This is a genomic window from Psychrobacillus sp. PGGUH221 (assembly GCF_042055255.1).
Lineage (GTDB): Bacteria > Bacillota > Bacilli > Bacillales_A > Planococcaceae > Psychrobacillus.
In genome coordinates this window covers 60447-85689 of the sequence record NZ_JAQMHQ010000002.1, presented here as the reverse complement: position 1 = coordinate 85689, position 25243 = coordinate 60447, and the positions used below count along the sequence as shown (strand labels likewise).

29 protein-coding genes are annotated in these 25243 nt (G+C 34.5%); 16 read left to right on the top strand and 13 right to left on the bottom strand.

The features are described 5' to 3' along the window. The 3 genes from qoxC to qoxA form a co-directional block, all read right to left on the bottom strand. On the bottom strand, window positions 1-597 hold the full coding sequence (gene qoxC / locus PGC35_RS04390) for a cytochrome aa3 quinol oxidase subunit III (RefSeq protein WP_375218324.1): 597 nt from the start codon (window positions 595-597) through the stop codon (window positions 1-3). After that, on the bottom strand, window positions 594-2543 hold the full coding sequence (qoxB, locus tag PGC35_RS04385; protein WP_053590798.1) for a cytochrome aa3 quinol oxidase subunit I: 1950 nt from the start codon (window positions 2541-2543) through the stop codon (window positions 594-596). Before qoxB ends, qoxC begins: the two co-directional genes overlap by 4 nt. A gap of 61 nt (window positions 2544-2604) precedes the next feature. After that, window positions 2605-3528, bottom strand: coding sequence for a cytochrome aa3 quinol oxidase subunit II (gene qoxA / locus PGC35_RS04380; protein WP_375218323.1), 924 nt, complete (start codon window positions 3526-3528; stop codon window positions 2605-2607). A 344-nt stretch (window positions 3529-3872) separates the two neighbouring features. On the opposite strand from qoxA, the gene PGC35_RS04375 reads away from it, so the two are divergent. Then, window positions 3873-4562 (top strand): YqjF family protein, encoded by a 690-nt coding sequence (locus PGC35_RS04375; protein ID WP_275788633.1) that lies wholly within the window; start codon window positions 3873-3875, stop codon window positions 4560-4562. Between the two features lie 39 nt (window positions 4563-4601). Here the strand turns inward: PGC35_RS04375 and PGC35_RS04370 are convergent, their stop codons facing one another. Then, a complete protein-coding gene (locus tag PGC35_RS04370) occupies window positions 4602-5276 on the bottom strand; it encodes a hypothetical protein (RefSeq protein ID WP_275788630.1) in 675 nt (224 codons plus the stop codon). 140 nt (window positions 5277-5416) lie between these two features. On the opposite strand from PGC35_RS04370, the gene PGC35_RS04365 reads away from it, so the two are divergent. Then, on the top strand, window positions 5417-6343 hold the full coding sequence (locus PGC35_RS04365; RefSeq protein ID WP_375218322.1) for a serine hydrolase domain-containing protein: 927 nt from the start codon (window positions 5417-5419) through the stop codon (window positions 6341-6343). 174 nt (window positions 6344-6517) lie between these two features. After that, complete coding sequence (locus tag PGC35_RS04360) at window positions 6518-7090, top strand: hypothetical protein (RefSeq protein ID WP_053590795.1); 573 nt, start codon at window positions 6518-6520, stop codon at window positions 7088-7090. 50 nt (window positions 7091-7140) lie between these two features. On the opposite strand, the gene PGC35_RS04355 is transcribed toward PGC35_RS04360, so the two are convergent. Further along, window positions 7141-7350, bottom strand: coding sequence for a small, acid-soluble spore protein tlp (locus PGC35_RS04355; RefSeq protein ID WP_375218321.1), 210 nt, complete (start codon window positions 7348-7350; stop codon window positions 7141-7143). Between the two features lie 187 nt (window positions 7351-7537). Here PGC35_RS04355 and PGC35_RS04350 point away from each other — a divergent pair, with 187 nt between their 5' ends. The 3 genes from PGC35_RS04350 (at window position 7538) to PGC35_RS04340 (ending at window position 9198) form a co-directional block, all read left to right on the top strand. Further along, window positions 7538-7798 carry a hypothetical protein gene (locus tag PGC35_RS04350; protein WP_275788622.1) on the top strand — a complete coding sequence of 87 codons (261 nt, stop codon included), beginning with the start codon at window positions 7538-7540 and terminating at the stop codon, window positions 7796-7798. 94 nt (window positions 7799-7892) lie between these two features. Beyond that, window positions 7893-8174, top strand: a complete 282-nt coding sequence (locus tag PGC35_RS04345) for a DUF3219 family protein (protein ID WP_053590792.1) — start codon at window positions 7893-7895, stop codon at window positions 8172-8174. Window positions 8175-8193: 19 nt separating this feature from the next. Further along, window positions 8194-9198 (top strand): LLM class flavin-dependent oxidoreductase, encoded by a 1005-nt coding sequence (locus PGC35_RS04340; RefSeq protein WP_375218320.1) that lies wholly within the window; start codon window positions 8194-8196, stop codon window positions 9196-9198. On the opposite strand, the gene PGC35_RS04335 is transcribed toward PGC35_RS04340, so the two are convergent. Together PGC35_RS04335 and PGC35_RS04330 are read right to left on the bottom strand one after the other, a co-directional pair. Continuing rightward, window positions 9195-9554, bottom strand: coding sequence for a hypothetical protein (locus tag PGC35_RS04335; RefSeq protein ID WP_231687580.1), 360 nt, complete (start codon window positions 9552-9554; stop codon window positions 9195-9197). The genes PGC35_RS04340 and PGC35_RS04335 overlap by 4 nt on opposite strands. A 117-nt stretch (window positions 9555-9671) precedes the next feature. Further along, entirely contained in the window at window positions 9672-9974 is a 303-nt protein-coding gene (locus PGC35_RS04330) for a YunC family protein (RefSeq protein ID WP_056828617.1), read from the bottom strand. A gap of 334 nt (window positions 9975-10308) precedes the next feature. Between PGC35_RS04330 and cax the strand changes: the two genes are divergently transcribed. The 7 genes from cax (at window position 10309) to PGC35_RS04295 (ending at window position 18425) form a co-directional block, all read left to right on the top strand. Further along, window positions 10309-11364 carry a calcium/proton exchanger gene (gene cax / locus PGC35_RS04325; RefSeq protein WP_053590788.1) on the top strand — a complete coding sequence of 352 codons (1056 nt, stop codon included), beginning with the start codon at window positions 10309-10311 and terminating at the stop codon, window positions 11362-11364. A gap of 142 nt (window positions 11365-11506) precedes the next feature. Next, complete coding sequence (locus PGC35_RS04320; protein WP_056828615.1) at window positions 11507-12445, top strand: MBL fold metallo-hydrolase; 939 nt, start codon at window positions 11507-11509, stop codon at window positions 12443-12445. 134 nt (window positions 12446-12579) lie between these two features. Continuing rightward, window positions 12580-14607 (top strand): Na+/H+ antiporter, encoded by a 2028-nt coding sequence (locus PGC35_RS04315; RefSeq protein ID WP_056828613.1) that lies wholly within the window; start codon window positions 12580-12582, stop codon window positions 14605-14607. Window positions 14608-14802: 195 nt separating this feature from the next. After that, complete coding sequence (locus tag PGC35_RS04310; RefSeq protein ID WP_275788607.1) at window positions 14803-15900, top strand: hypothetical protein; 1098 nt, start codon at window positions 14803-14805, stop codon at window positions 15898-15900. Window position 15901: 1 nt separating this feature from the next. Next, a complete protein-coding gene (locus PGC35_RS04305) occupies window positions 15902-17128 on the top strand; it encodes an amidohydrolase family protein (RefSeq protein WP_275788605.1) in 1227 nt (408 codons plus the stop codon). A 153-nt stretch (window positions 17129-17281) separates the two neighbouring features. After that, entirely contained in the window at window positions 17282-18073 is a 792-nt protein-coding gene (locus PGC35_RS04300) for a VLRF1 family aeRF1-type release factor (protein WP_275788601.1), read from the top strand. A 142-nt stretch (window positions 18074-18215) separates the two neighbouring features. After that, complete coding sequence (locus PGC35_RS04295) at window positions 18216-18425, top strand: alpha/beta-type small acid-soluble spore protein (RefSeq protein WP_053590783.1); 210 nt, start codon at window positions 18216-18218, stop codon at window positions 18423-18425. 36 nt (window positions 18426-18461) lie between these two features. On the opposite strand, the gene PGC35_RS04290 is transcribed toward PGC35_RS04295, so the two are convergent. From PGC35_RS04290 to sda, 4 genes are all read right to left on the bottom strand, one after another. Beyond that, complete coding sequence (locus PGC35_RS04290; protein WP_375218319.1) at window positions 18462-19238, bottom strand: alpha/beta fold hydrolase; 777 nt, start codon at window positions 19236-19238, stop codon at window positions 18462-18464. Between the two features lie 107 nt (window positions 19239-19345). Beyond that, window positions 19346-19636 (bottom strand): DUF2653 family protein, encoded by a 291-nt coding sequence (locus tag PGC35_RS04285; RefSeq protein ID WP_275788596.1) that lies wholly within the window; start codon window positions 19634-19636, stop codon window positions 19346-19348. Then, the gene (locus PGC35_RS04280; RefSeq protein ID WP_056828603.1) at window positions 19624-20070 is read right to left on the bottom strand and encodes a hypothetical protein; all 447 of its coding nucleotides are present in this window, start codon (window positions 20068-20070) and stop codon (window positions 19624-19626) included. The genes PGC35_RS04285 and PGC35_RS04280 overlap by 13 nt, the downstream gene beginning before the upstream one ends. A 212-nt stretch (window positions 20071-20282) precedes the next feature. Continuing rightward, window positions 20283-20414 (bottom strand): sporulation histidine kinase inhibitor Sda, encoded by a 132-nt coding sequence (gene sda / locus PGC35_RS04275; protein ID WP_082355375.1) that lies wholly within the window; start codon window positions 20412-20414, stop codon window positions 20283-20285. A 670-nt stretch (window positions 20415-21084) separates the two neighbouring features. Here sda and PGC35_RS04270 point away from each other — a divergent pair. The 3 genes from PGC35_RS04270 to PGC35_RS04260 are packed head-to-tail and all read left to right on the top strand — an operon-like array spanning window position 21085 to window position 23850. Beyond that, window positions 21085-22302: an ATP-grasp domain-containing protein gene (locus PGC35_RS04270; protein ID WP_375218318.1), complete on the top strand. Its 1218-nt coding sequence runs from the start codon at window positions 21085-21087 to the stop codon at window positions 22300-22302. A gap of 17 nt (window positions 22303-22319) precedes the next feature. Further along, on the top strand, window positions 22320-22760 hold the full coding sequence (locus PGC35_RS04265; RefSeq protein WP_375218317.1) for a CotY/CotZ family spore coat protein: 441 nt from the start codon (window positions 22320-22322) through the stop codon (window positions 22758-22760). A gap of 49 nt (window positions 22761-22809) precedes the next feature. Beyond that, window positions 22810-23850: a YheC/YheD family endospore coat-associated protein gene (locus tag PGC35_RS04260; RefSeq protein WP_375218316.1), complete on the top strand. Its 1041-nt coding sequence runs from the start codon at window positions 22810-22812 to the stop codon at window positions 23848-23850. A 32-nt stretch (window positions 23851-23882) separates the two neighbouring features. Here the strand turns inward: PGC35_RS04260 and PGC35_RS04255 are convergent, their stop codons facing one another. Then, window positions 23883-24602 (bottom strand): YwaF family protein, encoded by a 720-nt coding sequence (locus PGC35_RS04255; protein WP_375218315.1) that lies wholly within the window; start codon window positions 24600-24602, stop codon window positions 23883-23885. A gap of 342 nt (window positions 24603-24944) precedes the next feature. Further along, on the bottom strand, window positions 24945-25190 hold the full coding sequence (locus PGC35_RS04250; protein WP_056828596.1) for a hypothetical protein: 246 nt from the start codon (window positions 25188-25190) through the stop codon (window positions 24945-24947). Window positions 25191-25243: the final 53 nt, after the last annotated feature.

Here is a 25243-nt window from a genome sequence, read left to right as displayed (position 1 = left end):
TTACATCATTCCTTTCAAGTAGATGAAGCTGAAGATGAAAATCCAAATAATATCTAAGAAATGCCAATAGAGAGAGAAAATAAATGATTTATTGGCTGTTTCCGGAGTCAAGCCACGTTTTTTGATCTGCAATAGGATAAATAATCCCCAGAAGAAACCAAGTGTAACGTGTAATCCGTGGGTTCCTAAGGTCGTTAACAAAATGGCAGTAAAAGCACTAGTTTGTAACCCTGCTCCAACATGCACATAGTGAATGAACTCATAAATTTCGAAGCTTACGAATGCTGCCCCAAGTATAAGAGTAACCGCAAAGAATGCCATTGTCGCTTTTTTATTGTTTATTCGCATAGCATGAATGGCAAGTCCAATCGTAAAGCTACTTGTTAATAGTAAAATCGTTTCAACTAATACTGGTGTAATTTCAAAAATTTCTGCCCCAGAAGGTCCATTGCCAATACGATTTTCTAAAGTAAAATAAGATGCAAATAGTGTCGCGAAAAGCATAATTTCCGCACCAATGAAAATCCAAAAACCTAAGATTTTTAAGCTATTTTCTTCCGTGCTGTATTCAAGTGGAAGCGAGTTATCTACCTTCATTTTTTAGCACCTCGCAATTTTCTTTCAGTTTCTTCGATTTCCTCTACAGAAATATATCTTCCATGGTCTTTCTCGAATGAACGATAAGTCAAACAAGCTAAAATACCGATCAATGACACTATGGCAAGTGGCCAAATGCTGAATATCATCGCAAATCCAAAGACAAAGAAGATACAGCTCATGATAAATGGTAAACCACTGTTATTTGGCATGTGAATTTTTTCAATTTTTCCATTGAATAATTCATGACCATTTTTCTTTGAATCCCAAAATGCTTGTGTCGATGCAACTTGTGGTGTAATTGCAAAATTATATTCTGGTACTGGAGTATGTGTTGCCCATTCAAGTGAACGTGCATCCCATGGGTCACTAGCAATATCCCTTGAAGCATAACGAGTACTATAGTAAATATTGTAGACAAGAAGGACAAAACCTACTGCCATAATTGCTGCACCAATGAAAGAAACCATATTTAACGCACTAAAACCGGTTGATTCAGAGTAAGTGTACATGCGACGTGCCTGACCATCTAAGCCTGTAATATACATTGGAATGAAGGCTAGGACAAATCCGACTGATAAAATCCAAGCTGTCCATTTCCCAAGCTTTTCGTTTAACATGAAACCAAATATTTTTGGCCAATAGAATGTAAGACCAGCTAGCATAGCGTAAACCACACCTGGAATAATTACGTTATGGAAATGAGCTACTAAGAACATCGTATTGTGATATTGATAGTCAGCAGCTGACATTGCAAGCATTACTCCGGTAACTCCACCTAATGTAAACAGTGGGATAAACATTATGGAATAAAGCATTGGGGTAGTAAATTCAATTTTCCCTTTCCAAAGGGTGAACAGCCAGTTAAATATTTTAACCCCGGTCGGAACAGCTATTGCCATCGTTGTGATGGAGAATATACTATTTGTTAACGCACCTTGGCCCATTGTGAAGAAATGGTGAGCCCAAACTACAAATGATAGTAAAGAAATGACTACCATTGAAGCAACCATGGACTTATAACCATAAAGGTTGCGTCGTGCAAAGGTTGAAATAATCTCACTATATAGACCGAATGCAGGTAAAATCAAGATATATACTTCAGGGTGTCCCCAAACCCAGAACAAGTTAGCCCAAAGCATATCCATACCACCATTGGTGGTTGTAAAGAAGTTTGTTCCAAATAATCTATCCATTGTCCCCATTGCAAGCAATACTGTTAATACAGGGAAAGCAAAAACAATGATGACGTTTGCGATAAATGCAGACCAAGTGAACATTGGCATTTTCATAAGAGTCATGCCAGGAGCTCTCATTTTTAAGATAGTCGTTATAAAGTTAATACCAGTCATTAATGTACCAATTCCGGCGATTTGAATAGCAATCATGTAATAATTCGAACCAACGGATGTACTAAATTCATTCCCTGCAAGAGGGAAGTAAGAAGTCCAACCAGCATCAGGTGATCCACCCACTATAAATGAAATGTTGAATAATCCCATTCCCATAAAGAATAACCAGAAGCTCAATGCATTTAGACGAGGAAATGCAACGTCACGTGCTCCGATTTGTAATGGTACTAGGTAATTAAAGAAAAATATAATGAACGGCATAGCCATAAACAGAATCATTACGACCCCATGTGTTGTGAAAACTTCATTATAATGCTGAGAATCTAGAAACGTGTTCTCCGGCATTGACAGCTGATAGCGCATCATAATTGCATCAACGCCACCTCGGAACAGCATAAGTAAGGCTGATAGCAAATACATGATCCCTATACGTTTGTGATCAACAGTTGTGATCCATTCGCGCCAAAGGTATCCCCATTTCTTAAAGTAGGTAATTCCTACGACTATAGCAATCATCGTAAGACCAATACCAACCATGGATGCGTATATTAAAAAGCTTGGATGTGGTACGGCAAAGCGATCAAAGAAATCCATACTTTTGTAACTCCTTTCAGGAATCTATAGCTTGAACTATAGTAATCTAATAAACTTCTAATTAATGATGAGCGTGACTTGATTCCTCATCGGTATTAGTTGATTCGTGATTTTCGTGTTCTGATTCTTCTGCGTCCGTTTCAGTAGAGCCATGGTCATGGTTAGGCGCAGGTGAGAATTCTAAATGTGTTCCTGTGTAAGTAGAACGTCCAAGGTGGCCTGGTTCTAATAATTCCTCAAACTTTTCTTCGGTTAGAGGTTTTGCTGTTTCATGTACTTCTTTCACCCAATCATCGTAGTCTGCCTGAGACATAGCTGTAACTTCAAATGTATTTTCTGCAAATCCTGCTCCACTGAAGTTAGCATTTCTTCCAACAAACTCACCTTGTGTATCTGCTGCTAAGTGCAAGGTGGTGACCATATCAGCCATGGCATATTTTTGTCCACCTAATTGTGGAATCCAAAAACTAGTAATTGGTCCATAAGAATATAATTTAAACTCAATTGCACGGTCTTCAGGGATGTACAAGTAGTTAACAGTCTCGATATCTTCTTCTGGATAACTAAAATGCCATTTCCAGTTAGAAGAAGAAGCATAAATTATTAACGGCTCTTGATCTTCATATCCTGCTGGAGTCGCCTCTACTTCATAATTACTTTTTACAGAAACGATTGAAAGAAAAATGACGATCAAAATAGGAATACCGATACAAATTGCTTCAACGATTGGACTTCCTTCTATATGAGGTGGCTCGTAATCTTTACTTTGATTAGAAGCGCGATATTTTATTAGCACAAATACTAAAATAGCTAAAACGACAATAACTATACCTGACATCAGCCAGATAGAAAGCATAATATCATCAGCCTGAGTTTTAGCTTGAGGACCTTTCGGGTCTAAAACTAGTAATGGTTCACAACCTGTTAACACAGTGGCAATAGTGAAAATCATCGTCATTAGAGCCCACTTCATTTTTAATTTCATAGTTGTACCCCTTTCAATTCTGTTTATAAAAAGTTGTGGTAACTAATCATGCGAATAATAATTGGAGGAATTCCTATCCGTGCCTCTATCTTATTACCGCAACTTTAAAAAACAAACTAATAGAATAGGGCTTCACAAAATGTTCATGAAGATATGAACAAATTAAAATAGTTCCGTAACACAATTGTGAAAACAGAGGTAAAATGTCAAAAAGTATTCATTATTGTGGATAATCTTGGTTTAAATCAAAAAATTAATAATATCAAACTTTTGCGAGTTTGAAGGTCCACCTATTTGGAAATAATTCTTAAAAGATCCTAGGCAGAAAGGAGACGAATTTTGGAATGAGACCATGGGTTATGACGCAGGAATGGCGGGATGTCCTTTTCCTTCATTGGCCAGTTTCGGCAAAGGATATACGTGATCACATACCTTCGGAGCTAAAGTTAGATCTATATGACAATATGGCTTGGCTTGGTTTAGTCTCTTTTCAGGTAAAAGGTAATCGCCCGAGACTTGTCCCCCCTATTCCAGGATTGAGTTCTTATTTAGAACTAAACGTTCGTACATACGTCAGCTATAAAGGGAAATCAGGTGTTTTTTTCTTTAGCTTAGATGCGAATAATCCAGTAATCGTAAAATTGGCGACCATAGGAAACTTTTTACCTTATCGTCAAGCTAATATCCATTTACAAAAAAGAAACAACATTTTTTCAGTTTCTAGTAAAGTGAGTAATGCGAATTCAATTCCCGAAACGCTAATCACTTCATTTGAGCCGATGCCAGAAATTATGGAAGGAACTTCATTAGAACGGTGGCTGACAGAGCGTTATTGTTTATGGACAAAAATAAATAATGATTTATACCGTGTGGATATTTGGCATGCTCCATGGAAATTGCAAAATGTTAAAGGGGAAGTTGTAGAAAATTCTATGGCTTCTTTTCTAAAAGGTGATTATCAAAAAAATCCACCAATCGCTCACTACTCAAAAAGGAAAAAAGTTCGATCTTATTTACCTATCAAAGAGAAATAAAAGGTTTCAGAACGTTTTATTGTTCTGAAACCTTTTAAATTAAAAATATTGAGGGAATTGCTTGATGATTGCCTCGGCAATCATATCTCCCATTTCTAAAGCTTGCTCTTCGATTTTGTCAAAAACCTCAATGTCCACTTTATAATTTTTTTCAATCATATTAACTGCCTCTGATTTTGTTAATGTCAAATGAGTATAAAACATTTCTTTTAATTCTTCTTTATTAATATAAGGGTTAATACTGCTCCAAAATGCAACAATTTCATCTGCATTTTTAAACCATGCTTTTTCTTTTTCCTCCACAGTTGTTGAATCACCTTTTACTGCAGCGGTTACTAGTTGCGCTGCTATTACTAAATGCTCCTTTAATAACCCCTCATATTGATTTGCAATTTGGTCTCCATAGTAAGGACGAATACAATTCGCTAAATCGGTTGCGTTTCTTAAAAGCCGTTCTTGGACGAATGGCAAATCAGGTAAGTTAAATACAATGCTTGTAATTGTCATTCTCGTCCAGTTGACGTGCTCCATCCACAAAAGACGATTCATACTTATAAAATCGAATTCATTTTTACTAATAAATTGATCATGATCAGCCTCTTGATTCAATATAAATCGAACTGGAGCTGTATATTGAGAAAAAGGAGTCTTATAAAACGAGCTTAGGGGATAAGAAGAATAACGGAAATACAAAATATCATCATTCCTTTTCATTTTTTAATTGCCTATAAGTTACAATACTCGAAAGGATTCATTCTTGTGATTAGTAGTAAAAGGTTGAGTTCCCAAAAGTTACTTATTATAATAATAGTAAGTAATTTTTTGAATAGTAAGAATTAATAGAGGGTAAAAACATGATAGATTTTGACTACTTAAAAAGAGAAATAAAAAAGGAGAAAGTTACTTCCTTACTTGTATATCAAAAGGGAAATAGTATTTTCGAATACTACAAAAACAATAAACAACGTGAAAAGGTTCATAAAATGAATTCCTGTACCAAAAGTGTACTTTCAATCTTAGTTGGAATTGCACTAGGGAAAAAGCATTTAACATCCATTCACTTACCTGTCTATACCTTTTTCCCAGAGCTTTTTAAAGAACAAACGGATAGTCGTAAATTAGATATTACTATTTATCATTTGTTAACGATGACAGATGGATTGGACTTTCCCGAATTTGGTGAATGGAATAGCTTTGCACCAATGGTCTATCATCCGAATATAATGAAGTTTGTTCTAGAACGTCCAATAATCCATCCTGTTGGCACATATATGAACTACAACTCGGGTTGCTCCCATATATTATCTGCTATTCTCCAGAAAGTAACCAACATGAAAACGGAGGAATTTGCCAATAAGTATTTGTTCAAGCCGTTAGGTATTAAAGAATTTAATTGGTATTCAGATAATATGAACATCAATAAGGGGGCAGATGGGCTCGTTTTAAAAGCGACAGATATGATGAAAATCGGCCAACTAATGTTGCAAAATGGTGTTTATAACAATAAAAGAATAGTTTCGGAGGAATGGATAAAGACTTCTACTACACCATATTTTAAAACATATGAATTAATTGGTTACTACGGGATGCATTGGTGGATAAATAAACTGGATGATAAACAATATTTTACATACGAAAATACGTATCATTTTGCATTAGGATTTGGCGGGCAATATATATTCATTTATCCAAAAGAAGAGATAGTCATAGTGATCACGAGTGAAATATATGAAAATAGCTTACTGCCATTAAGAATAGTCCAAAAAAGTTTTTTAATTTAAAGCTTGTGTTTCTGTCTTCTTCAGCACCAAATGCGTCTAAGAGTGTTTTCATAATATGGGAGCGACGAAGGAGTAATTTATTCTGCGGAGGCTTAAGCGCAGCGTGCGCGTTTAATAGGTTATTAATTTTGAATAACCAACTGTTTAATAGTAATAAAAAAGGGGACTATTGGGATGCATAGAAGATACGATAAAAAGCATATCTTTTTGGCTATTGGGGCTTGTATCGTTTTGTTTTCACCTGTTTATTTGCTTATTATACCTTTAGCGGTTGTGAATACGCTCTATTACAAAAAAGGTATTTGGATTACGTATGCACCAACGGAAAATTATGTGACATTTGGGGTAAGCTTGTTTTTAATCGTTCTGGCCTGTTTAGTATTGGGATTTCTCGGTATACGGAAATGGACGGTTGGAGCAGGGGTGTTTTGTGTACTTCTTAGTAGCTTGGTTTTTTATATTGCTTCTTTATCTTATATTACTTTATCAGGGGAAGAAATTTCTTATCGGACTCTTTTTTCAAAAGAAAAACAATCCTATTCTTGGGAAGATCTTGAGAAGCTCGTTTATTATGTAAAGCTACCTGAGGATGATGAATTATCCTATTATGAATTTTATTTTAAGGATGGGCAAATGATGAAGATGAAACAAAATAGTTACGTAACAAATTTACAAGGAAATTTAAATGGTACAGTGAGGGCAATGCAAATTCCTTTACAGTATGTCGAAGAAAATGGTGTTGAATAATTCAATGATTAGCCCAGTAATCTAACGATTATTGGGCTAATTTATTGCTTTTAAATATACCCGTTAATTCGGGATTTTTCTTCTGCAACAATCTCATCTTTCAATTCTTCTATACTTTCTTTACGTCGTTCGTTTTTCTCCTTGATTGAAGCAAGTTCTTTTCCTTCAGCGAATTCCATTGCTGCTTCAGCTGCTTCCATATTATGAATTGTTTTTTTAAATATTTCTTTATTATCAGCTGAATCATTATGCTTTGGCATTATATTTCCTCCTCGATTAATTTAGAATCTTTCATGAAATAGTATTTCCAAATTCAACAAAACTATTTGAGGATTATATTACTAAAGGAAAACTTTTGGTAGAAAACTTTCGGATGAATAAAAATGGTGTTAAATTGCCATAGTAAAGACGTATTGAATTAGAGAAAAACCTAAGGAGGACGTTACTTTGGTAGATCACACCCAAATGAGCTGGAAAGAAGATAATGTCATTTCTCAACTGCACAATTCTGTTGATAATGTTACGTTTGCGGTAGGGCAAGCTCTAACTAATCCCACAGAGCAATTTATTCAAAATGCACAGGATATGATTGACCGTGCGGAGCGTTCCGTTAAAATGGCTCTAGACAGTAGAGGGAATTTGGAGCCTATTAGTTCACTGCAGGAGCAGTTGAATCAAGATAAGGAAAGATTAAACAGATTAAGTTAACAGGAAGTAACAAGCTAAAGAATAGCGGAATAGAGTACAACACCTTTGAAGATGGTACACTGGAAACAAGTACTGAATTCGGAGGTGTTTTTGCATGGTTGTAAAAGAAATTATGCTAGATAATGCTTGTATAAAGATAGACAGCTATAAGGAAGAAATAGTAAATGGTTTACAACAAATTTCGATCGTTTTTAGTGTAACGAGTGAAGAATATCATGACATTGCAGTTTTACTATACAAAGGTACTTTTCATGTAAAAGTTCCTGAGAGAGATTTGTCCTTTACGGGCACCATTAATAATTATTCTACTTCTATTACAAATTTATATGAAAAAGGTCAAGTGGGAGAATATAAATTAAGTCTAATCGAAGAGTAAATGGAAGGAGGCTTGTTTCATGAAGTTAAGTATTCTAGATCAATCGCCTATTTCGTCCAATAAATCTGCTAGAGAGGCATTATATGAATCGATGAGGCTAGCACAAGTTGGTGAGATGCTAGGGTATACTCGATTTTGGATGACAGAGCATCATGATTTACCTGGTCTGGCAAGTTCTGCACCTGAAGTGATCCTTGGATTCATTGGATCAAATACTGAAAGGATTCGGTTAGGTTCGGGTGCTACTTTATTACCGCATTACAAACCTTTTAAAGTGGCGGAGGTTTTTAATACACTTGCTACATTATTTCCTGGTCGAATCGATTTAGGTCTTGGACGTGCACCTGGTGGGTCAGCCGAAGCAACAAACGCTTTATCAGAAAATTTTTTGCAGAACGTGTATAGTATGCCAAGTTTATTAAAAGACTTACTCCATTTTTTAAATAATGATTTTCCTGCTGACCATCAGTTTTCAAAAATTTCTCCTTCACCTGTTCCAGATGAATTACCAGAAACTTGGCTTCTCGGGACAAGTAGAAAAAGTGCATTACTTGCCGCGGAATATGGACTTGCCTATACATTTGGGCAATTTATGAGTGATAAGGATGGAACAGCTATTATTCAGGACTATCTTGATGCTTATGTACCTAGAAAGGGTGGACAAGTTCCTCAGGTGATGGTAACTGTCACAGTTTTCTGTGCTGAAACTACCGAACGAGCAGATGAAATTTCATTAAGCTCGTTTATTTGGTCTTTACAAAAAACAAAAGGGGAAGGTCAGCAAGGTGTACCTTCTATAGAAGAAGCAAAGCAATATAAACTAGATGCTCGTGAAAGAGAAACTTTGGTTAATATGAGACAGAATAGTATTATTGGTAATCCCCAAGACGTGAAACAGAGGTTAATGGAACTTCAAGCTAGTTATCAAGCCGATGAAATCATGATCAATACAGTTACATATTCTGCGGAAGACCGAATCAACTCTTATAAATTAATTGCAGCCGAATTAATACAGAAGGATTAGACTACTTCCATTTCATTTAGAGCAGTACATACATTTGATTCTTGTATTTTTTCGGTTGCTTCGTCTATTAAGTGTTGAATGAATGACTCATCGTCAAAGTCTTCGGGATCAATCTCATATTTTTCTAACTCAATATACACATTTGCTCGTACATTGGATTCGATTTCTACTAAATCTGTAAAGAAAAACCCCCATCTCTTTTCTTCGAATCGTTTACCGTTAACATGAATAATGGAGGAAGTCACCATAGAGGATGGAACAGAATAATTACTTTTAATCGCAATAACTGTATCGCCATTATTTGCAGTAAAAATCATTTCTTTATAACCGATATCAAAATACTGTTTGAACTCCACTTTATTCAAGGATAACCCTCCAAACTAATAGATATATGGTAAGTATATAAATAGATTAGAAAGATTATGACAGATAGATTTAAAGAGAGTTAGGCATTTAACTGCCTAACTCTCTTTTTATATCATTTTTAACAGTGCTTCTCTCCCAATCATTCCTTCTGTGATTCCCAGTTCTTCTGCTTGGAAAGTAATTGACTCCAACGGCGCATTAATTAGTTGTTCAATGGTCTTTACGCCAACCGCTCTTCCTGCTATTACTTTCCTGTCCTTTAATTTTTCGTTCAACAATGCAACATCTAGGGCACCGCACATAATATATCCTTTTTCGTTTGAAACGGTAAGTAGGTTTGTTTTAGGTAACTCCACAGAAACTGCTATAAATGTATGACCTTCAATATCGATTGGGTACATCTCAATCATCTATACATCACTCCTTTTCTTCTCACTTAACTTATGTAAGTAGGAGGAAAAGTGTTTACTCGTCGATTTTCTGAGATACCCAGTCGATTTTCTGAGATACCCCGAGATTTTCTGAGATACTCCGAGATTTTCTGAGATACTCTGGGATTTTCTGAGATACCCCGGGGATTTTCTGAGATACTCCGGAGATTTTCTGAGATACCCCGAGAAATTCTCCAGCACAAGTCCAAAGGCCGTTTAAACTGATTAGAAATATAGTTTCCGTATAGAGTTGTTTTTTTATTTTCAAAATGGGGAAGATAGAAAGGAAGTATACTTTGATAAAGAGGTGATTTTGGTGGACAAATTGTTTGCCATTCTCGTTTTTGGAGGTGTGCCACTAGTTCTGGCTGGCGCATTTTTTGATTGGTCAGATATGATTATGTTCTTACTTTGTTGTGCAAGTATTGTGGGGCTTTCCGGATATATAGGGAAAGCAACGGAGAGTTTAGCTATTGTAAGCGGACCAAGAATTGGTGGATTATTAAACGCAACATTTGGTAATGCGGTTGAACTTATTATTTCTATATTTACATTGAAGGCTGGTATGGTTGGTATTGTACTCGCATCGCTTACTGGTTCGGTTTTAGGAAACCTGCTACTTGTGCTTGGACTTTCTTTTTTTGTAGGAGGATTAAAATTTAAACGTCAAAAGTTTAGCGTACATGATGCAAGATACAACTCAGGCTTGCTTATTTTTGCGGTAATTGTTGCATTTGTTATCCCAGAAGTATTTTCTATATCAATGGATACACAAGAAACATTGAGTTTAAGTATTGGAATTGCAGTGGTTTTAATTGCTCTTTATCTTGCAGGATTATTTTTTAAACTTGTTACCCATCGAGGTATATTTGCTTCCACTGATCAACCTCAGAAAGAAGAAGAGATACCTGAATGGACAAAGGGTAAATCAATTTTAGTGCTTCTTATTGCAACTGTAGCGGTTGCTTTTGTTTCAGAGCAGCTTGTTCATACATTTGAAATGCTAGGAGAAAAGTTTGGTTGGTCTGAGTTATTTATTGGTGTTATCATTGTTGCAATTGTTGGGAATGCCGCGGAGCATGTTTCGGCAATTACGATGGCTGCCAAAAATAAGATGGATATATCAGTTGAAATTGCGGTTGGTTCTACGCTACAGGTGGCAATGTTTGTAGCTCCAATACTAGTTATCATTTCTTTATTTATGCCAGAAGCAATGCCGCTAGTTTTCACGTTACCTGAATTGGTTGCGATGATTACTGCTGCATTACTTGTCATTAATCTTTCTAATGACGGGGAATCGAACTGGTTTGAAGGGTTAACACTTTTCGCAGCATACTTAATTATGGGAATTGGATTCTTTCTTCTTTAGCAGCAAAATAATAAGTCGGCACCACTAACTGTGGTGTTGCTTTTTTTTGTGCCAATCTATGTATGTTTATACTATTAATAAATGATAAAATATTGAAAAGGCTGAATATTGTAGTCAATATTTAAATAAAGGGGAAATGATGATGCAAAATGATTATCCAATCCAGTTAAACGATAGAATTTATTTGATAGATGGATATGACTTAGGAGTGGCTGAGCGAACGGGTACATATGTCATTCTAGAGGAAGAGATAACGATTGTTGAGACAGGACCAAGTCCATCCGTAAAGCACGTTAAAGCCGGATTAGAAGCGCTAGGAATTACATTGGATCAAGTAAAATACATTATTGTTACACATATTCACTTAGATCACGCGGGTGGAGCGGGCTTACTAATGAGAGAATGTCCAAAAGCTAAAGTAGTAGTCCATCCGAAAGGTGCAAGACATTTAACGAATCCTGAAAGACTAGTTGCTGGTGCTAAAGCGGTATATGGAGAAAAGTTTTCGAAGTTATTTGATCCGGTAATTCCTATTCAAGAGGAGTTACTACTTGTTAAAAATGATGGAGACACTTTAAAGATTGGTCCAAATTGTATGTTAAAATTTTTAGACACTCCAGGTCATGCAAAACATCATTTTAGTATTTATGATCCTGTTAGTAATGGTGTGTTTACAGGAGATACAGTAGGAGTTCGATATGAACAATTGATTTCAGAAGGGGTTCATTTGTTCCTTCCGTCTACTTCACCAAATCAATTCGACCCGGAGGCAATGCAAAGGGCAATCGATCGTATTAAGGATATGAATGTAAATTATATTTATTATGGGCATTTTGGTATGACTGACATTCCAGAAAAAGCTCTAAACCAAGTATCTAATTGGCTTCCTATTTTTTTGGAGGAAGCAAGAAATATAGTTGCAGAACAAAAGGGGTACGAAGAGCTTGCACTAAAATTATTAAACCTAGTGAGGAACCATCTTCGAGTGGAGAATATTCCAGACGACCATGAGGTATATAATTTAATTCAGCTTGATATGGAAGTAAGTGCAATGGGTATCATCGATTACTTATCAAAATAATAGATTAGAAGGGATTAGCTACAAACAATGTTTGTGAAAAGTTAATCCCTTTGTAGATTTTAAACCGGTAATTTGTAATAACTCCATAATCTCTTTAAAATTAATAGTGTAAAGAAATAGAGAGGGGACACGGGATGGAATTTTTTTTAATCATACTACTTTTGCTCATCACCATCGGTCTCTCAAATTTTATTAATCATTTTATGCCATACATACCAGTGCCAATTATCCAAATTGCACTAGCAGTTTTGTTAGCAGCCTTTCCTTTAGGAATTCATGTGCCTATGGATCCAGAGCTATTTTTTGTTCTATTTATAGCTCCTTTGCTTTTCCATGATGGCAAAAATGTTTCGAGACATGCATTATGGAAATTACGCAAACCAATTCTATTGCTTGCACTTGGTTTAGTGTTTATCACTGTATTAGTTATTGGGTATTTAATTCATTGGCTGATTCCGTCGATTCCTTTATCTGCATCTTTTGCGTTAGCGGCGATTCTTTCACCTACAGATGTAGTGGCAGTAGCAGCTATTTCTAGCCGTGTTAAGATGCCAAAAACAATTATGCATGTATTAGAAGGCGAAGGTCTTATGAATGATGCCTCTGGTTTAGTTGCGTTTAAATTTGCGGTTGCGGCAACCGTGACGGGTGTATTTTCATTAGCAGAGGCAAGTTGGAGCTTTTTAGTAATTGCAATTGGAGGATTTGCAGGAGGTGCAATTCTTGGATTTCTCATTATTCGCCTGAAGATATTTATCCGACGACTTGGGATGGAAGATGTCACACTTCACATGCTAATTCAAATTCTTACTCCATTTGTTATCTTTTACATCATCGAGCATTTTCATCTCTCTGGTATATTATCAGTCGTTGCAGCTGGTATTGTGCATGCTATCTATAGAGATCGAGATCAGTCTCCTTTAATGCAACTTCAAGTTGTTTCTAAAAGTACTTGGAGTATTCTCATTTATATTTTGAACGGCTTAGTATTTGTATTGTTAGGCTTACAGATTCCGAGTGTCATGAATGAAATTTTTGAGAACCCAATGTTTAATAATTACGAGGTAATTAAGTTCATCTTAATAATTACTGTAGCACTATTAATATTACGATTTTTGTGGGTGTACTTAGGATGGTGGGGAGGGTGGTTGCATAAAAAGCAAATTCCAAAACCTTCTCTGCGAATGATCGCAATAACAACTATTTCTGGTGTACGAGGAGCAGTTACATTAGCTGGAGCCTTTACTATCCCATACGTTCTAGCAGATGGAAGTCCTTTTCCTGAACGTTCACTAATCATTTTCATAGCTGCAGGAGTAATATTAGTTACTTTAGTATTAGCAAGTATCCTCTTACCTCTTCTTGTAGAATCGGATAAAGGTAATTCAGAAGAGTTGAAAGATGAGATGGAAAGGACTGCGAAGATCAGTTCTATAGATGCTGCCATTGGTTTTATCCGTGAAGTGATGAATGAAGAAAATAATGGCGCTGCTGTATCCATCATTTCTAATTATTCTCGCATGCGAAATGCTCTGAAGAATGTAAATGCAGCGGATACCGAGCAATTGAAATTGATGGAAACGGATATTCGTATGAAGGCACTTGCGGAGGAAGAAAAATTTATTGATGGATTGAAAGAAGAGGACCAAATAGACCGGGAAATTATTTATTTGATGGATGAACATATTCAACGGATGAGAGTAGCGGTTACAAACCGGATGCACTACAGAGGATTATTTATTTGGACAATTTTTAAAAGAACTTTTTTCAATTTCATTCAATTATTTACACCTAAAAAAAATAAAAAACGATCTGTTGATCATCAAAAAGTTATTCAACTTAAAGTGAATATGGCAAAAGCTGCAATCAATTATCTGAAGTCACAAATGACTCTTGAAAACGAAGAAGTTTATTTGTTGATTATCGGTGAATATAATGACATGATTATGAAATTTAAGCTAGCAAAAAAAGGTGCAGAGCCTAAGAAATATGCCCAAATGAAAAGAGAAATACAAAATAAGGCTTTTCAAGCGGAGCGAGATGAAATTCAAAACCTTTTCGAAAATCGAGAAATTACTGCCGAAGTCACGAGAAAACTTCGTAAACAGATTAATATTAGAGAAGCGTATTGGATGGAAGAGAATAGTTTACAAAAGCATTAACAGTAAAAAGCAGTCAATTAATGATTAATTGACTGCTTTTTACTATACAAACCCTACAAGCCTATTAGTTGAGCAACGATGATTGCAGCTGTAGAAATTTCGTACTAGATGGCAACATGTTAATTAAACGATAGATGGTATTCACACATAATTCTTTGAGTACATAAGGTATAAAAAGTGTGAGGAGGTTGTTCGTTGAATAAAGATCAATTGTCTAATTCAAAAATAAAAACTTCTCGATCTAAATGGCATTATTTTGAAGTAATAGGTTTAATATTAGTAGTTGCATCCTTACTAATTCTATTAGTTAATCCAAATTCGTTATCCGATTTCTTTAATGCAGTGATCTCTGAAGTTAAACCGATTGTTGTAGATGTCTTTTTAACTAGTGAGATAGGTATTGCTATTATTATAAGTGTTATATTTGGTCGTATAATTGAAAGGCTTGGATTTACGGATGGTTTAATTCGGCTTTTTGTCCCAATTATGAAGGGTCTAAAAATAAATCCATCAGTCATTATTCCAAGTGTTTATAATATCCTTGGTGATATTAATGCGGCTGGAAAAATTTCTGGTCCGGTATTAGTTAAAGCAAAAGCAACAAAAGCGGAACAGAAAATTGCAGTAGCTACAATGATTCAATCACCTCAATCTTTTGCGACATTAGTATTAGGGCTTATAGCATTATCCGTGTTTAATATTAATGCATTTCCTCTTATAATTATCTCCATATTCCTTCCAATTGTTGTTGTTCCATTCATTTTATCCAAAACAATATATCGAGACACCAAAAAAGTTGAGTTAGAAGAGCTACCTCGCTTTACTCCTAAGACTAGATTTCTAGAAACAATTTTCACATCTGCTAAAGAAGGTGCCGAGCTCCTTTTTTTAACTATTATCCCTGCAGTAGCGGCGGTATTTTTCTTTATAGGTGCTTTAAAATTCTTTGGAGCATGGAACGTAATTGAATCAAGTTTATCCTCCATATTAACCTTTCTCAGTATCGAGCCATCGACTGGAATTGTTTCCATATTAGCAGCACCTACACTGGCTGTTGCTCAACTTGCAGAACTGGCTAGTACAATTGATCCGCGTCTTATTGTTGGATCATTTGTATTAGCTAATTCTGGCTTACCTTTATCCGTTATCTTTGGTCAGATTCCAGTGACATGGGCAGAATCCTCTGATCTGAATGAAAGAGAAGCTTTAATTGCTGCAATTGTTGGAATGATTATCCGAGTTTTAACTGCTTGTATATTGGCGTATTTTTTAACTCCATTATTGGTGGGCTAGTATGAATAATTGTTACATCATTCGAGGTCAAAAAATTGTCACTGTTAGTAAACTTGGAACTTTAATGAGTGGTGCAATGGTTATTAAGGATGGAAAAATTTTAGATGTTGGATTATGGGAAGATTTTCGAGTACGATATCCATCTATTCCAGTTATTGATTTTTCAAACTATATAATTACGCCAGCATTGGTGGATTGTCATACACATTTATTGGAATTTGCTCCAAGTTCACTTTATCCGATTACATCCGAAACGCACTTTCTAGCAGCCAAGAGTATTCTATTACATGCCATTTCCTCTGGGATTACTGCGATAGGTGAACAGATTTGTGGAAACCCGTTTTGTGACTTTTCAAAAGAAGATTATCAACAGGCAGTTCATGGGTTGCCAATAAATGTTTCATTTGCTACAACGAGTATATCTATAGGTTTTGAAAATTTAGCGCATTTTTCATTCGTAACAAAATCTCAAAGTATCCAAAAAGAGGATTTAATTAATCCGTCGTTAGTGAAGAAAATTGCTTTAGAGAGTGAATATCCAGGGGAGAACATTTTTATCAATGCAACACCTGCTAATTTTACAAAAGAAGAAGTACCAAAAGCTGGGGTAGTTATTTATTCTCTAGAAGAAATGAAACAGATTACAAAAATATATCATAGTTTAAATAAAAAAATTGGAGCCCATGTAGCTGGAGAGGAAGGAATTGAACTAGCGTTAGAGGCAGGGGTAGATGTTTTGCATCATGCACATGGAATATCTGACATACAATTAGAAAAAGTTTCACAAAAAGGGAAGGACATTGTGGTAACTCCAATGGGTGGTACTCATTTATGTCCAAATTCTCCTAATGAAATTCTTCGAATGGTAAGTAAAAATATTCCTGTATCTATTTCGACTGATGCATATCTTCCGCCATATTTAGGAACTTCGTGGTTGCCTTTTGAAAATTTATCTTTGAGGGGACCAGAAGTTTTAATGTTGATCGCACATCCATCCATGCAGCTTTTAAAGAATAACCACCATAATGAAAATGAAATTTTAGCCTTAATTACCGACAATCCAGCAAAAATATTAGGGAAAGATCATCAATTTGGGCGTTTAGAAAAAGGGTTGGATGCAAATTTCCTTGTTGCAGAAGGTATTCCTGGTTTGGAAATAACGGACGTAGAAAAAATAAAAAAAGTTTTTTATTTAGGGAAAAAAGTGATAGATCGAAAAGTACTTTAATATACTGTTTTAATGGAATCAGCCAATTTATTTTGGTTGATTTTTTTTATTATATAAGTAAAAATTCCATCCAAAACATAACACTTCTCTGTCGTATTATCTAGAACATTTGAGGGGAAAGCTAAAGTTGTGCAAAAAAAAGGAGGATAAAAAATGACAATTAACAAGGAACTTCAGGCATTAAAAGAGTATAGCTGTAGTGATCGGTGTGTATTGAGTGTTTATTTAAACACCAATCCAGGTGATCCGCAACAATTAAATGGCGGTTGGAAAATCCATTTAAAGAGTGGTCTGAAGAGACTTGGTGAGTATTTAGAGGGCTCAGATGAAAATGAAAAAAAAGCTTTTAATAAAATAAAGAAAAAAATAATAAATGAATTGGAAGACAATCAACAGGAAATGCGAAAAGGAGTAGTCATTTTTGCAAGTGCCACTGATGATCTATGGTCTGTCCATTATGTTCAAGTTCCAGTAAAAACAAGTTTTTATTGGGAAAACCATCCTGTGATTGAACAGTTAGAGTATATGTATAAAGCATATCCAGAAGCAGGAATTATCATGCCTAGCTTTGGGGAAGTTCGCATTTTAGATACTGCAATGGGATTCGTGCGAGATGATTTGACGTTTAAATACGATCCAGTTTCTGAAGTGTGGGGAGAAATGAAAAAAATGGACGCACAGGGTAGACGTCCAGTGGCGGATAGTAAAAGTGCTGTGCTAGATCCGAAATATAAGGTGAATAAAAACAGTTTCTTCAAAGGAATGAGTACGACTCTCGAGCAATTGAAGAAAAAAAGAGGATGGCGCGAATTCCATGTAGCTGGGGAAGCTGAAATGGCCAATGCTTTTTCCGAAAGCATAAGAGATACTCCAGCAAGTTGTATTTACAAAAATCTAAATAACAGCAAAGCACATGATGTTATTCATCAAATATTTGAAAAATAATAATTTAGGGGTGCTGAGTAAAACATATTACTCAGCACCTATTTCTAAAAAGTATAATACTCATTGTCAAATTTCACCTTCAACTTTTTTTGCATAATCGTTTCAAATTTACACAATCTATTCTCACAGGGAGGTGAATAACATGGCAAATTCAAATCGTAATCAACTTCTAGTACCAGGAGTGGAACAAGCTCTTAACCAAATGAAATATGAAATTGCTCAAGAATTCGGTGTACAACTTGGAGGAGAAGCTTCATCGCGTGCTAACGGTTCCGTTGGCGGAGAAATTACTAAGCGACTAGTAGCTCAAGCCCAATCACAAATGAGCGGTTTTCAAAACAACCAACAATAATTAATTAAGCCGGTGGGTAAATTACCACCGGTTGTTTTATGTTATTTTTATACTGTCTATTGGTGTTCTTTCATAAGTAATCCAATTTTCAAGTAGATTATTAAAATAATCCGGGTCAGCTATTGGTATGCCATGACCTACATTTGGAATGATTAAACCATTGCAATGAGGGTTACTTTTTAGGAGGTCTACTGCTGATTTTTTCATAATACTTTTTTCTTTTTCGCCAACAGTAACTAATATCTTTGATTTAGCCTTGTTAAAATTATGCGGTATTTTATAGGACATATTCTCTTCTAAAATTTGTATAAGCGTTTCTTTCTTCATTTGAGTGCTTTCTGTATAATACTTTTCAAATTGGTCTTCTCTGATATATAAAGTTCTTGATTGGAATTTAGAAAATGCTTTATTTTTTATTAATGGGAAAGTTAATCGAATGGAAGGGCCAATTAATGATTTAGCGACTGTACTTGGTCTAACTAAGGCACTATTTATAATTGCATAATCAATTAAGTTAGGCTTTAAACTTAGCATCTCGATCAGTACTTGAGCTCCTAAAGAAAAACCGGTAACAATAATTTCTTTATCCTGTGCTTTCTCTTCAATTAATTCATTTAGTTTTTCAGCACTACCTTTAATAGAAAAGCTATTCTCACTACTAATACCTTGTGCGGGTAAATCTGGAACTAAACAATGGTATTGTTTGAAATAACGGACTTGCTCATCCCACATCCAACCACTAACTCCACCACCATGTAGGAAGACTATTAATGGAGCATTTTTATCCCCATATTCAACATAATGTATTACCAAGTTTATCATCTCCTTGTATTATGACGAATATTATTACTATTTTATGATTATTAGATAGGTAAAAAAAAGACCAAATCAGTAAGTGACTTGGTCTAATCTATTATTATTTAATGTATTGCAGCAATAATACCTTCTTCGTCATCTAATCTAAGTTCTATTCCAGCGGAGATTGGATCTATATTTAGAAATTCCTCCATACTTTGACGCAAAGCTTCTATTAAGTTGAATGTAGTAAGAACTTCAGTTTCTCCTTTAATATATGCTTCGGCTGAAAATCCATTTTCATCGTCATACATTAATTCTACTTCGATTTCTTCCACTTCCACATTCTTTTTACGTGAAATATAAACGCAAACCGCATTTATAATATTTTGCTCCGGAATGATTAGCTTCTCCATGAGTTAGCTTCCTCTTGTTTTTTCTTTTTAAAGATGTCAAAGATTTTACGAATAACAACGACGATAAAAATGATCGCTGCAGCATTGATAGCGAAACCAAGAAGAGAGCCTAATGCACCCATATTAGCAAACATGCTACCAAAGAGTAATCCAGCAATTCCTCCAACAAATAAACCTTTCATAAGACCACCTGAGAAAAAGCCACCTTTATTGTTAGTAGTCGTATTTGATTTGTTTGTTGCAGTAGTAGAATCTTGTTGTTTCTTTTGAATATTAGAATTGTTGTTAGTACTATTATTATTCGTGTTGAAGCTTTTCTTTCCAGATTTATAAGATTTAGCCTCTACAGTCGTTGATTGATCATTGAATACAAAGCTACCAACTGATGAAAATACAAGTGTTGCTGTAAGCAAAGCTGCTACTAGTTTTTTCAATTTATATACCCTCCAATATGGAATGTGAGATTTTTTATAAGAGATTATCATCTTACATCTATTATATACGATATAAAGTGAAAATAGTTTCACTTTACCTCTGATTTTTCTCCTATCTCCATACATATGTCTAAAATGCGTCTAAAACGGCACTTTACTTCGGAAGGGCCAGCAACTGTAAGTGAACTTAAAAGTAAAAGAGATGAGATCAATCATTTTAGAATTAATTGTTCAATCACTAGAGAACGACGGCGAATTTCCATTTCTAATAAGAATATAAAGTCTGGAGATAGCTTGAGTTCCTTTGCTGCAACATAAGATTCTATTAATAATTCATCCGACATCTTACTCACCTTAAATCCACCTCCTATAATTTGATAAAAGAACCATCATTTTATGTAACTTAAACCTTTTTGTTAGATTAATTAATCTACTATAAATCTATCAAAAAGATTAGTTTGGAACAACCGTTCGTTTATCCACAGATAAAAGTGGATAAACTGTTATTAACTTGTTTATATTTAATGAAAGGGTATTGTTTACGCTTGGGATAATGTGTATAACTTTATCCACAGTAGTGGAAAACATCGAATTTTGTCGAAACATTTTAACTGAAAATATGAATTTTGTGTGCTTTTTTATGTATAAATACAAAAAAAATATATTTCCATTCGTATTCTTATGTAATTATCCTAAATAAGAATCTATTTAATAGATTTTACTGAAATAATTAACACCTTATCCACAAGTATTTGTGGATAAGGTGTTAATTAATTATATTTATTCTCTATTAACGTCTGTTTAATAGGGAATGTATTGTTGATAACGTTATCCACAAAATAAACATACACCAATATTCAAGACCTTTTCATTTTCAGGCAGGGTAAATATTTCATAAAAAACTATATGTTTATCTGAATCATCGTCCCAATCATAATAATTTAAGATTGAATACTATATTGGGAAGATTAAATATTTGCCTAAAAGCAATTGAAAGGTTGATGAAAATAAATTATGAAGACAATCATATTTGTCGGAAGTAATAAATCTGGATCAAGCAGAGAAGCACTGAGAGCGGCTGCAAGGCTAGGTTTTTTCACTGTGTTACTAACCGATAGAGAAGTTTTTCTAGAAAACAGACATGATTTTCCCGAGGTTCACCAAATGGTTTTAACAGATTTAACTAATTATAATTTATTAAAATCATGTATAGGAAAAGTCCAAGAACAAGGTAAAAAAATTGAAGCTATTTTAAGCTTTATTGATCCATTTGTCCATGTAGCTGCAAAATTATCTAAGGAATTAAATATAACCAAAGTTCCCCCAGAACCATTAGAAAAAATGGAAGATAAAGTATTGACACGTGAACTATTGAAAGGTCTCTCTGCATCTCCGTACTTTGAAACATATAAAAAAGGGGAATCCCTAGAAACGTTTATTGTAAATCAAAAAAATCATTTTCCCCTAATTGTAAAATCTCCAATTTCCACAGGATCTAAAGATGTTTTATTAGTCAAAGATGTAAAACAATTTACTCAGTGTATAAATAAGTTAATAGAGAAAGGATGCGATGAAATTTTAATTGAGGAATATTTAGAGGGTCCTCAATACTTAATCGAGGCTTGTGTGTACAATGGCGAAGTTCACATCATAGCAGTTCTTGAACAAGAAATTAAGCTTTTTGAGCGTTTTATTGTTACTGGTTATTGTCTGTTGGCAGAAATGGATACAAACTTCCATAACAAAATTTATGAAACAGTTTGTTCTATTTTAGAGCGATTTAGTATGGATAATGGGTCCTGTCATTTAGAAATGCGTTTAGTTAATAATGAATGGAAGTTAATTGAGATAAATCCGCGCATATCAGGAGGAGCGATGAATAGAATAATTGAGATAGCGTATGGATTTAATTTAGTTGAAGAAACAATAAAGATATTTTTAGGACAAGAGCCTAATTTTAATAGGAAGATTAAAAGGTTTGTGTTTGCTCAATATTTAACGAGTGATTCTACTGGTACTCTAATAAAAGTAACAGGTAGAAAACGCTGTTCAGGGCTACCTGGTATAGAAGAGGTCTTTATAAAGCCTAAAAAAGGGAAACTACTTCATCCACCTTTATCAATGGGAGATCGATATGGATATATCTTAGCTTCTTCAGTTGATAAGGAACAAGCCATTAGTCTTGCTAAAGATGCTGCAAAGGAAATCCGTTTTTATATTGAACCTGTATAGAAGGGAGTGAATGTGTGATGGGTGAAAAGGAGCAAGATAAAATAAAAATAGACGATTCTCTCAATAATCTTGAATCTATTTTAAAAACAATTTATGAGACACAAAACAAAGCTAAGCTAGTAATATTCAAAGGTATCCTGCATGAAACTATTCCAATTGTGTTGTTTGAAACCAAGACATACGAACCTTATTTAGCCTACGGAACAACCTCCTCATCCCAAACTGAGTTTAGAACACGTTTCTTTCGGATTGAAGATATAGTCAACCAGCTTGTTTACCTATCGTTATTATGTCCCATGGACGTAGAAGGTAATTATCTAGACACGATGCGTATTCCTTATCGACTGGAAAAAACCAAGATCATTGTGAGTGCATCCTTACAAAACTTTTGTAGCGTTCAGTGTATCGATCCGAAATTAGTAAATAGATTAAGCATTAATATTGGAGAAAAATGGTAAGTGATAATTAAATTATTAATAAAAAAGAGTAAAGGGAGTTGGGAATTAAATGACCTTAATTGGTATGCTGCATCATAGAGCAGAACCCGAGAAAGTAAAAAAGGCATATGCATATGCTGTAGTAGCAAAAGCAGAAGGTGTAGATTTTTTTTACTTTACGCCTGGGAAAGTTGATATTAAGAACGAAAAAATTTTAGGGAAATACTATGAAAATGGTAAATGGATTGAAAAGGAATATCCTTTTCCAGATGCCATTTATAATGCAAGTTTTCCTTTAACTGACAAAGCAGAACTAATCGTTGATTATTTATCTGAAAGAATTCCATTTACAAGTCATTCCATAGGAAATAAATCTGACGTGCAAAACAGAATTAAGAAAGGAAAAGATTTTAATCACTATTTAATTCCGACAGTCCAATTTACGAAGGAAAAAGACTTACTTGATATGATTGAATTGCATGAGCAAGTTATTATAAAACCTGTTTCTGGGAGTAGAGGATCTGGAATTCTTTTTATTGAAAAAGAAAATGCCAATACGTTTATTATAAATGATTCCGGAAAAACCACGATTTGTAGTAAACAGGATTTAATAGACCTTGTATTACTTAAAATAGAGGAAGAAGAATATATCATTCAAAAATTTATATCAAGTAAAATAAAATCGGGCCAGGTCTTAGACTTTCGATTGCATGTCCAAAAGAATGGAGATGGTGAGTGGGTAACCACATCCATTTACCCTCGTATAGGAGCTTTGGGTAGCATAACCTCAAATTTAGGTAACGGAGGTTTTACTGCTTTTCCGGATCCTTTTTTGCAAATAGAGTTTGACAATGAATGGTTCGATGTAAAAAAAACACTGGAGTACTTTTCAGTAAGTTTTGCAACTCACTTTGATTCTTTATATGATGAATTTTATCTAGATGAACTAGGAATAGACGTTGGAATGGATGAAAATCAAAGAATATGGTTGTTTGAAGTAAACTGGAGACCAGGAATCCCTGTAATATTTAACGGAGAATTAGATGTAGCGAAAAACACAATTAAATATGCTGAATTTTTAGCTAATAACAATAAAAACTTACCTTCTTGAAATAAAGAGGGGAGTTTTTTTGTTTAGAACAATCATTCAAGTAGTTCTTTTAGATGTCGATTCCATCTCCTGAAGATTAACCAGAAAGCCGAAAACATAAAAAATGCTACCAATTCAAAAGATAAAATATACCACGGGTATGGTCCTAAGAAGTCAAGCAGACTACCATTTATAGGTTTTTCTCTTAGAAACATGTAGTTACCATGAACAACTATGTTAATAGCAAAAATAAAAGGAAACATACAATTTAAGTAAAACATCGTTTTAAGAAGTCCTTTAAATGTAGGGGTATATTTTTTTACCCACAAAACGTAAAATGCAGTCACTATTATCCCAGAGTGAATGAAAAAGAATTGAATAAACTTAAAACTTGGAAACCCTATTTCCAAAGATGGTGTTAGTAAAGCTTGAAGAGCACCTCCAAAGCCTGCAAAGAAGATGAAATCATAAAAACGTTTGCTTCCAGTCCATAATATAAAAATTGAAAAAAACAAACTGAAACTGCATAAATGGAATGGCATAGATTCACTTAAATTCCACTCTCGGGTAAAAATGAGTACAAAATGATAAGAGATTTCCATCATCAATAATGAAAGTGCAAAGAGACGTTCGAATAAGTTGGAACTCATGGTTGAATCAGATAATCTATTTTTTAACATAAATAGGAAAAATAAAATTACAACTAATAAGACAATTGCTATTATGTGTTCAAATGAGAACATGATGAATACATTTTTGTTGTTTTCTTCCATGAAATTTCCTCTTTCCATGAGTTCTTAATTATTCTATTTGTATGGAAATAGCTATAAAAAGTTCCTATAAAAATAGGTAAAGACACGCCTTTTATAAACGTGTCTTTACCTATGAATGTATATATTCGAACCAATTGAAACAAGGGAAGAAGCTTTGAGGACGTAGGAGCAGATTAATATTGTAATTAATTTTTGAATAGGACAATCCCGCTTTCTCATATTCTTTATCATTCGATTAAAGGAGTGATGTATTTGGCGAATAAGAAATGTAAAACATGTAAAAAAACAGGGTTAGGACCATGTAAGTGTGGAAAATAAAAAACCGCCGAGAAGGCGGTTTTTCTATTCTCGATCTTTATCCATAGCTTCGTCATCTGTATCTTCTACGTCCTCTTTATCCTCGTCTGATCCATTGTTTTCGCTATTTTCGTCATTATTATCATCCACGTTTACATCAACATCTAGATCCTCTTCCACTGGTTCGTTTGTATCCGTGTCATTTCCATCACCACATCCTGCAAGCAAAGCAATGGAAAGAAAGGCTGCTATACCAATTTTCAGCCATTTATGCTCTAAAGTTAAGTTCATATTAAATGTCCTCCAATTATCAATTTAACTTACTTTGTCTTATCTACCCTTTT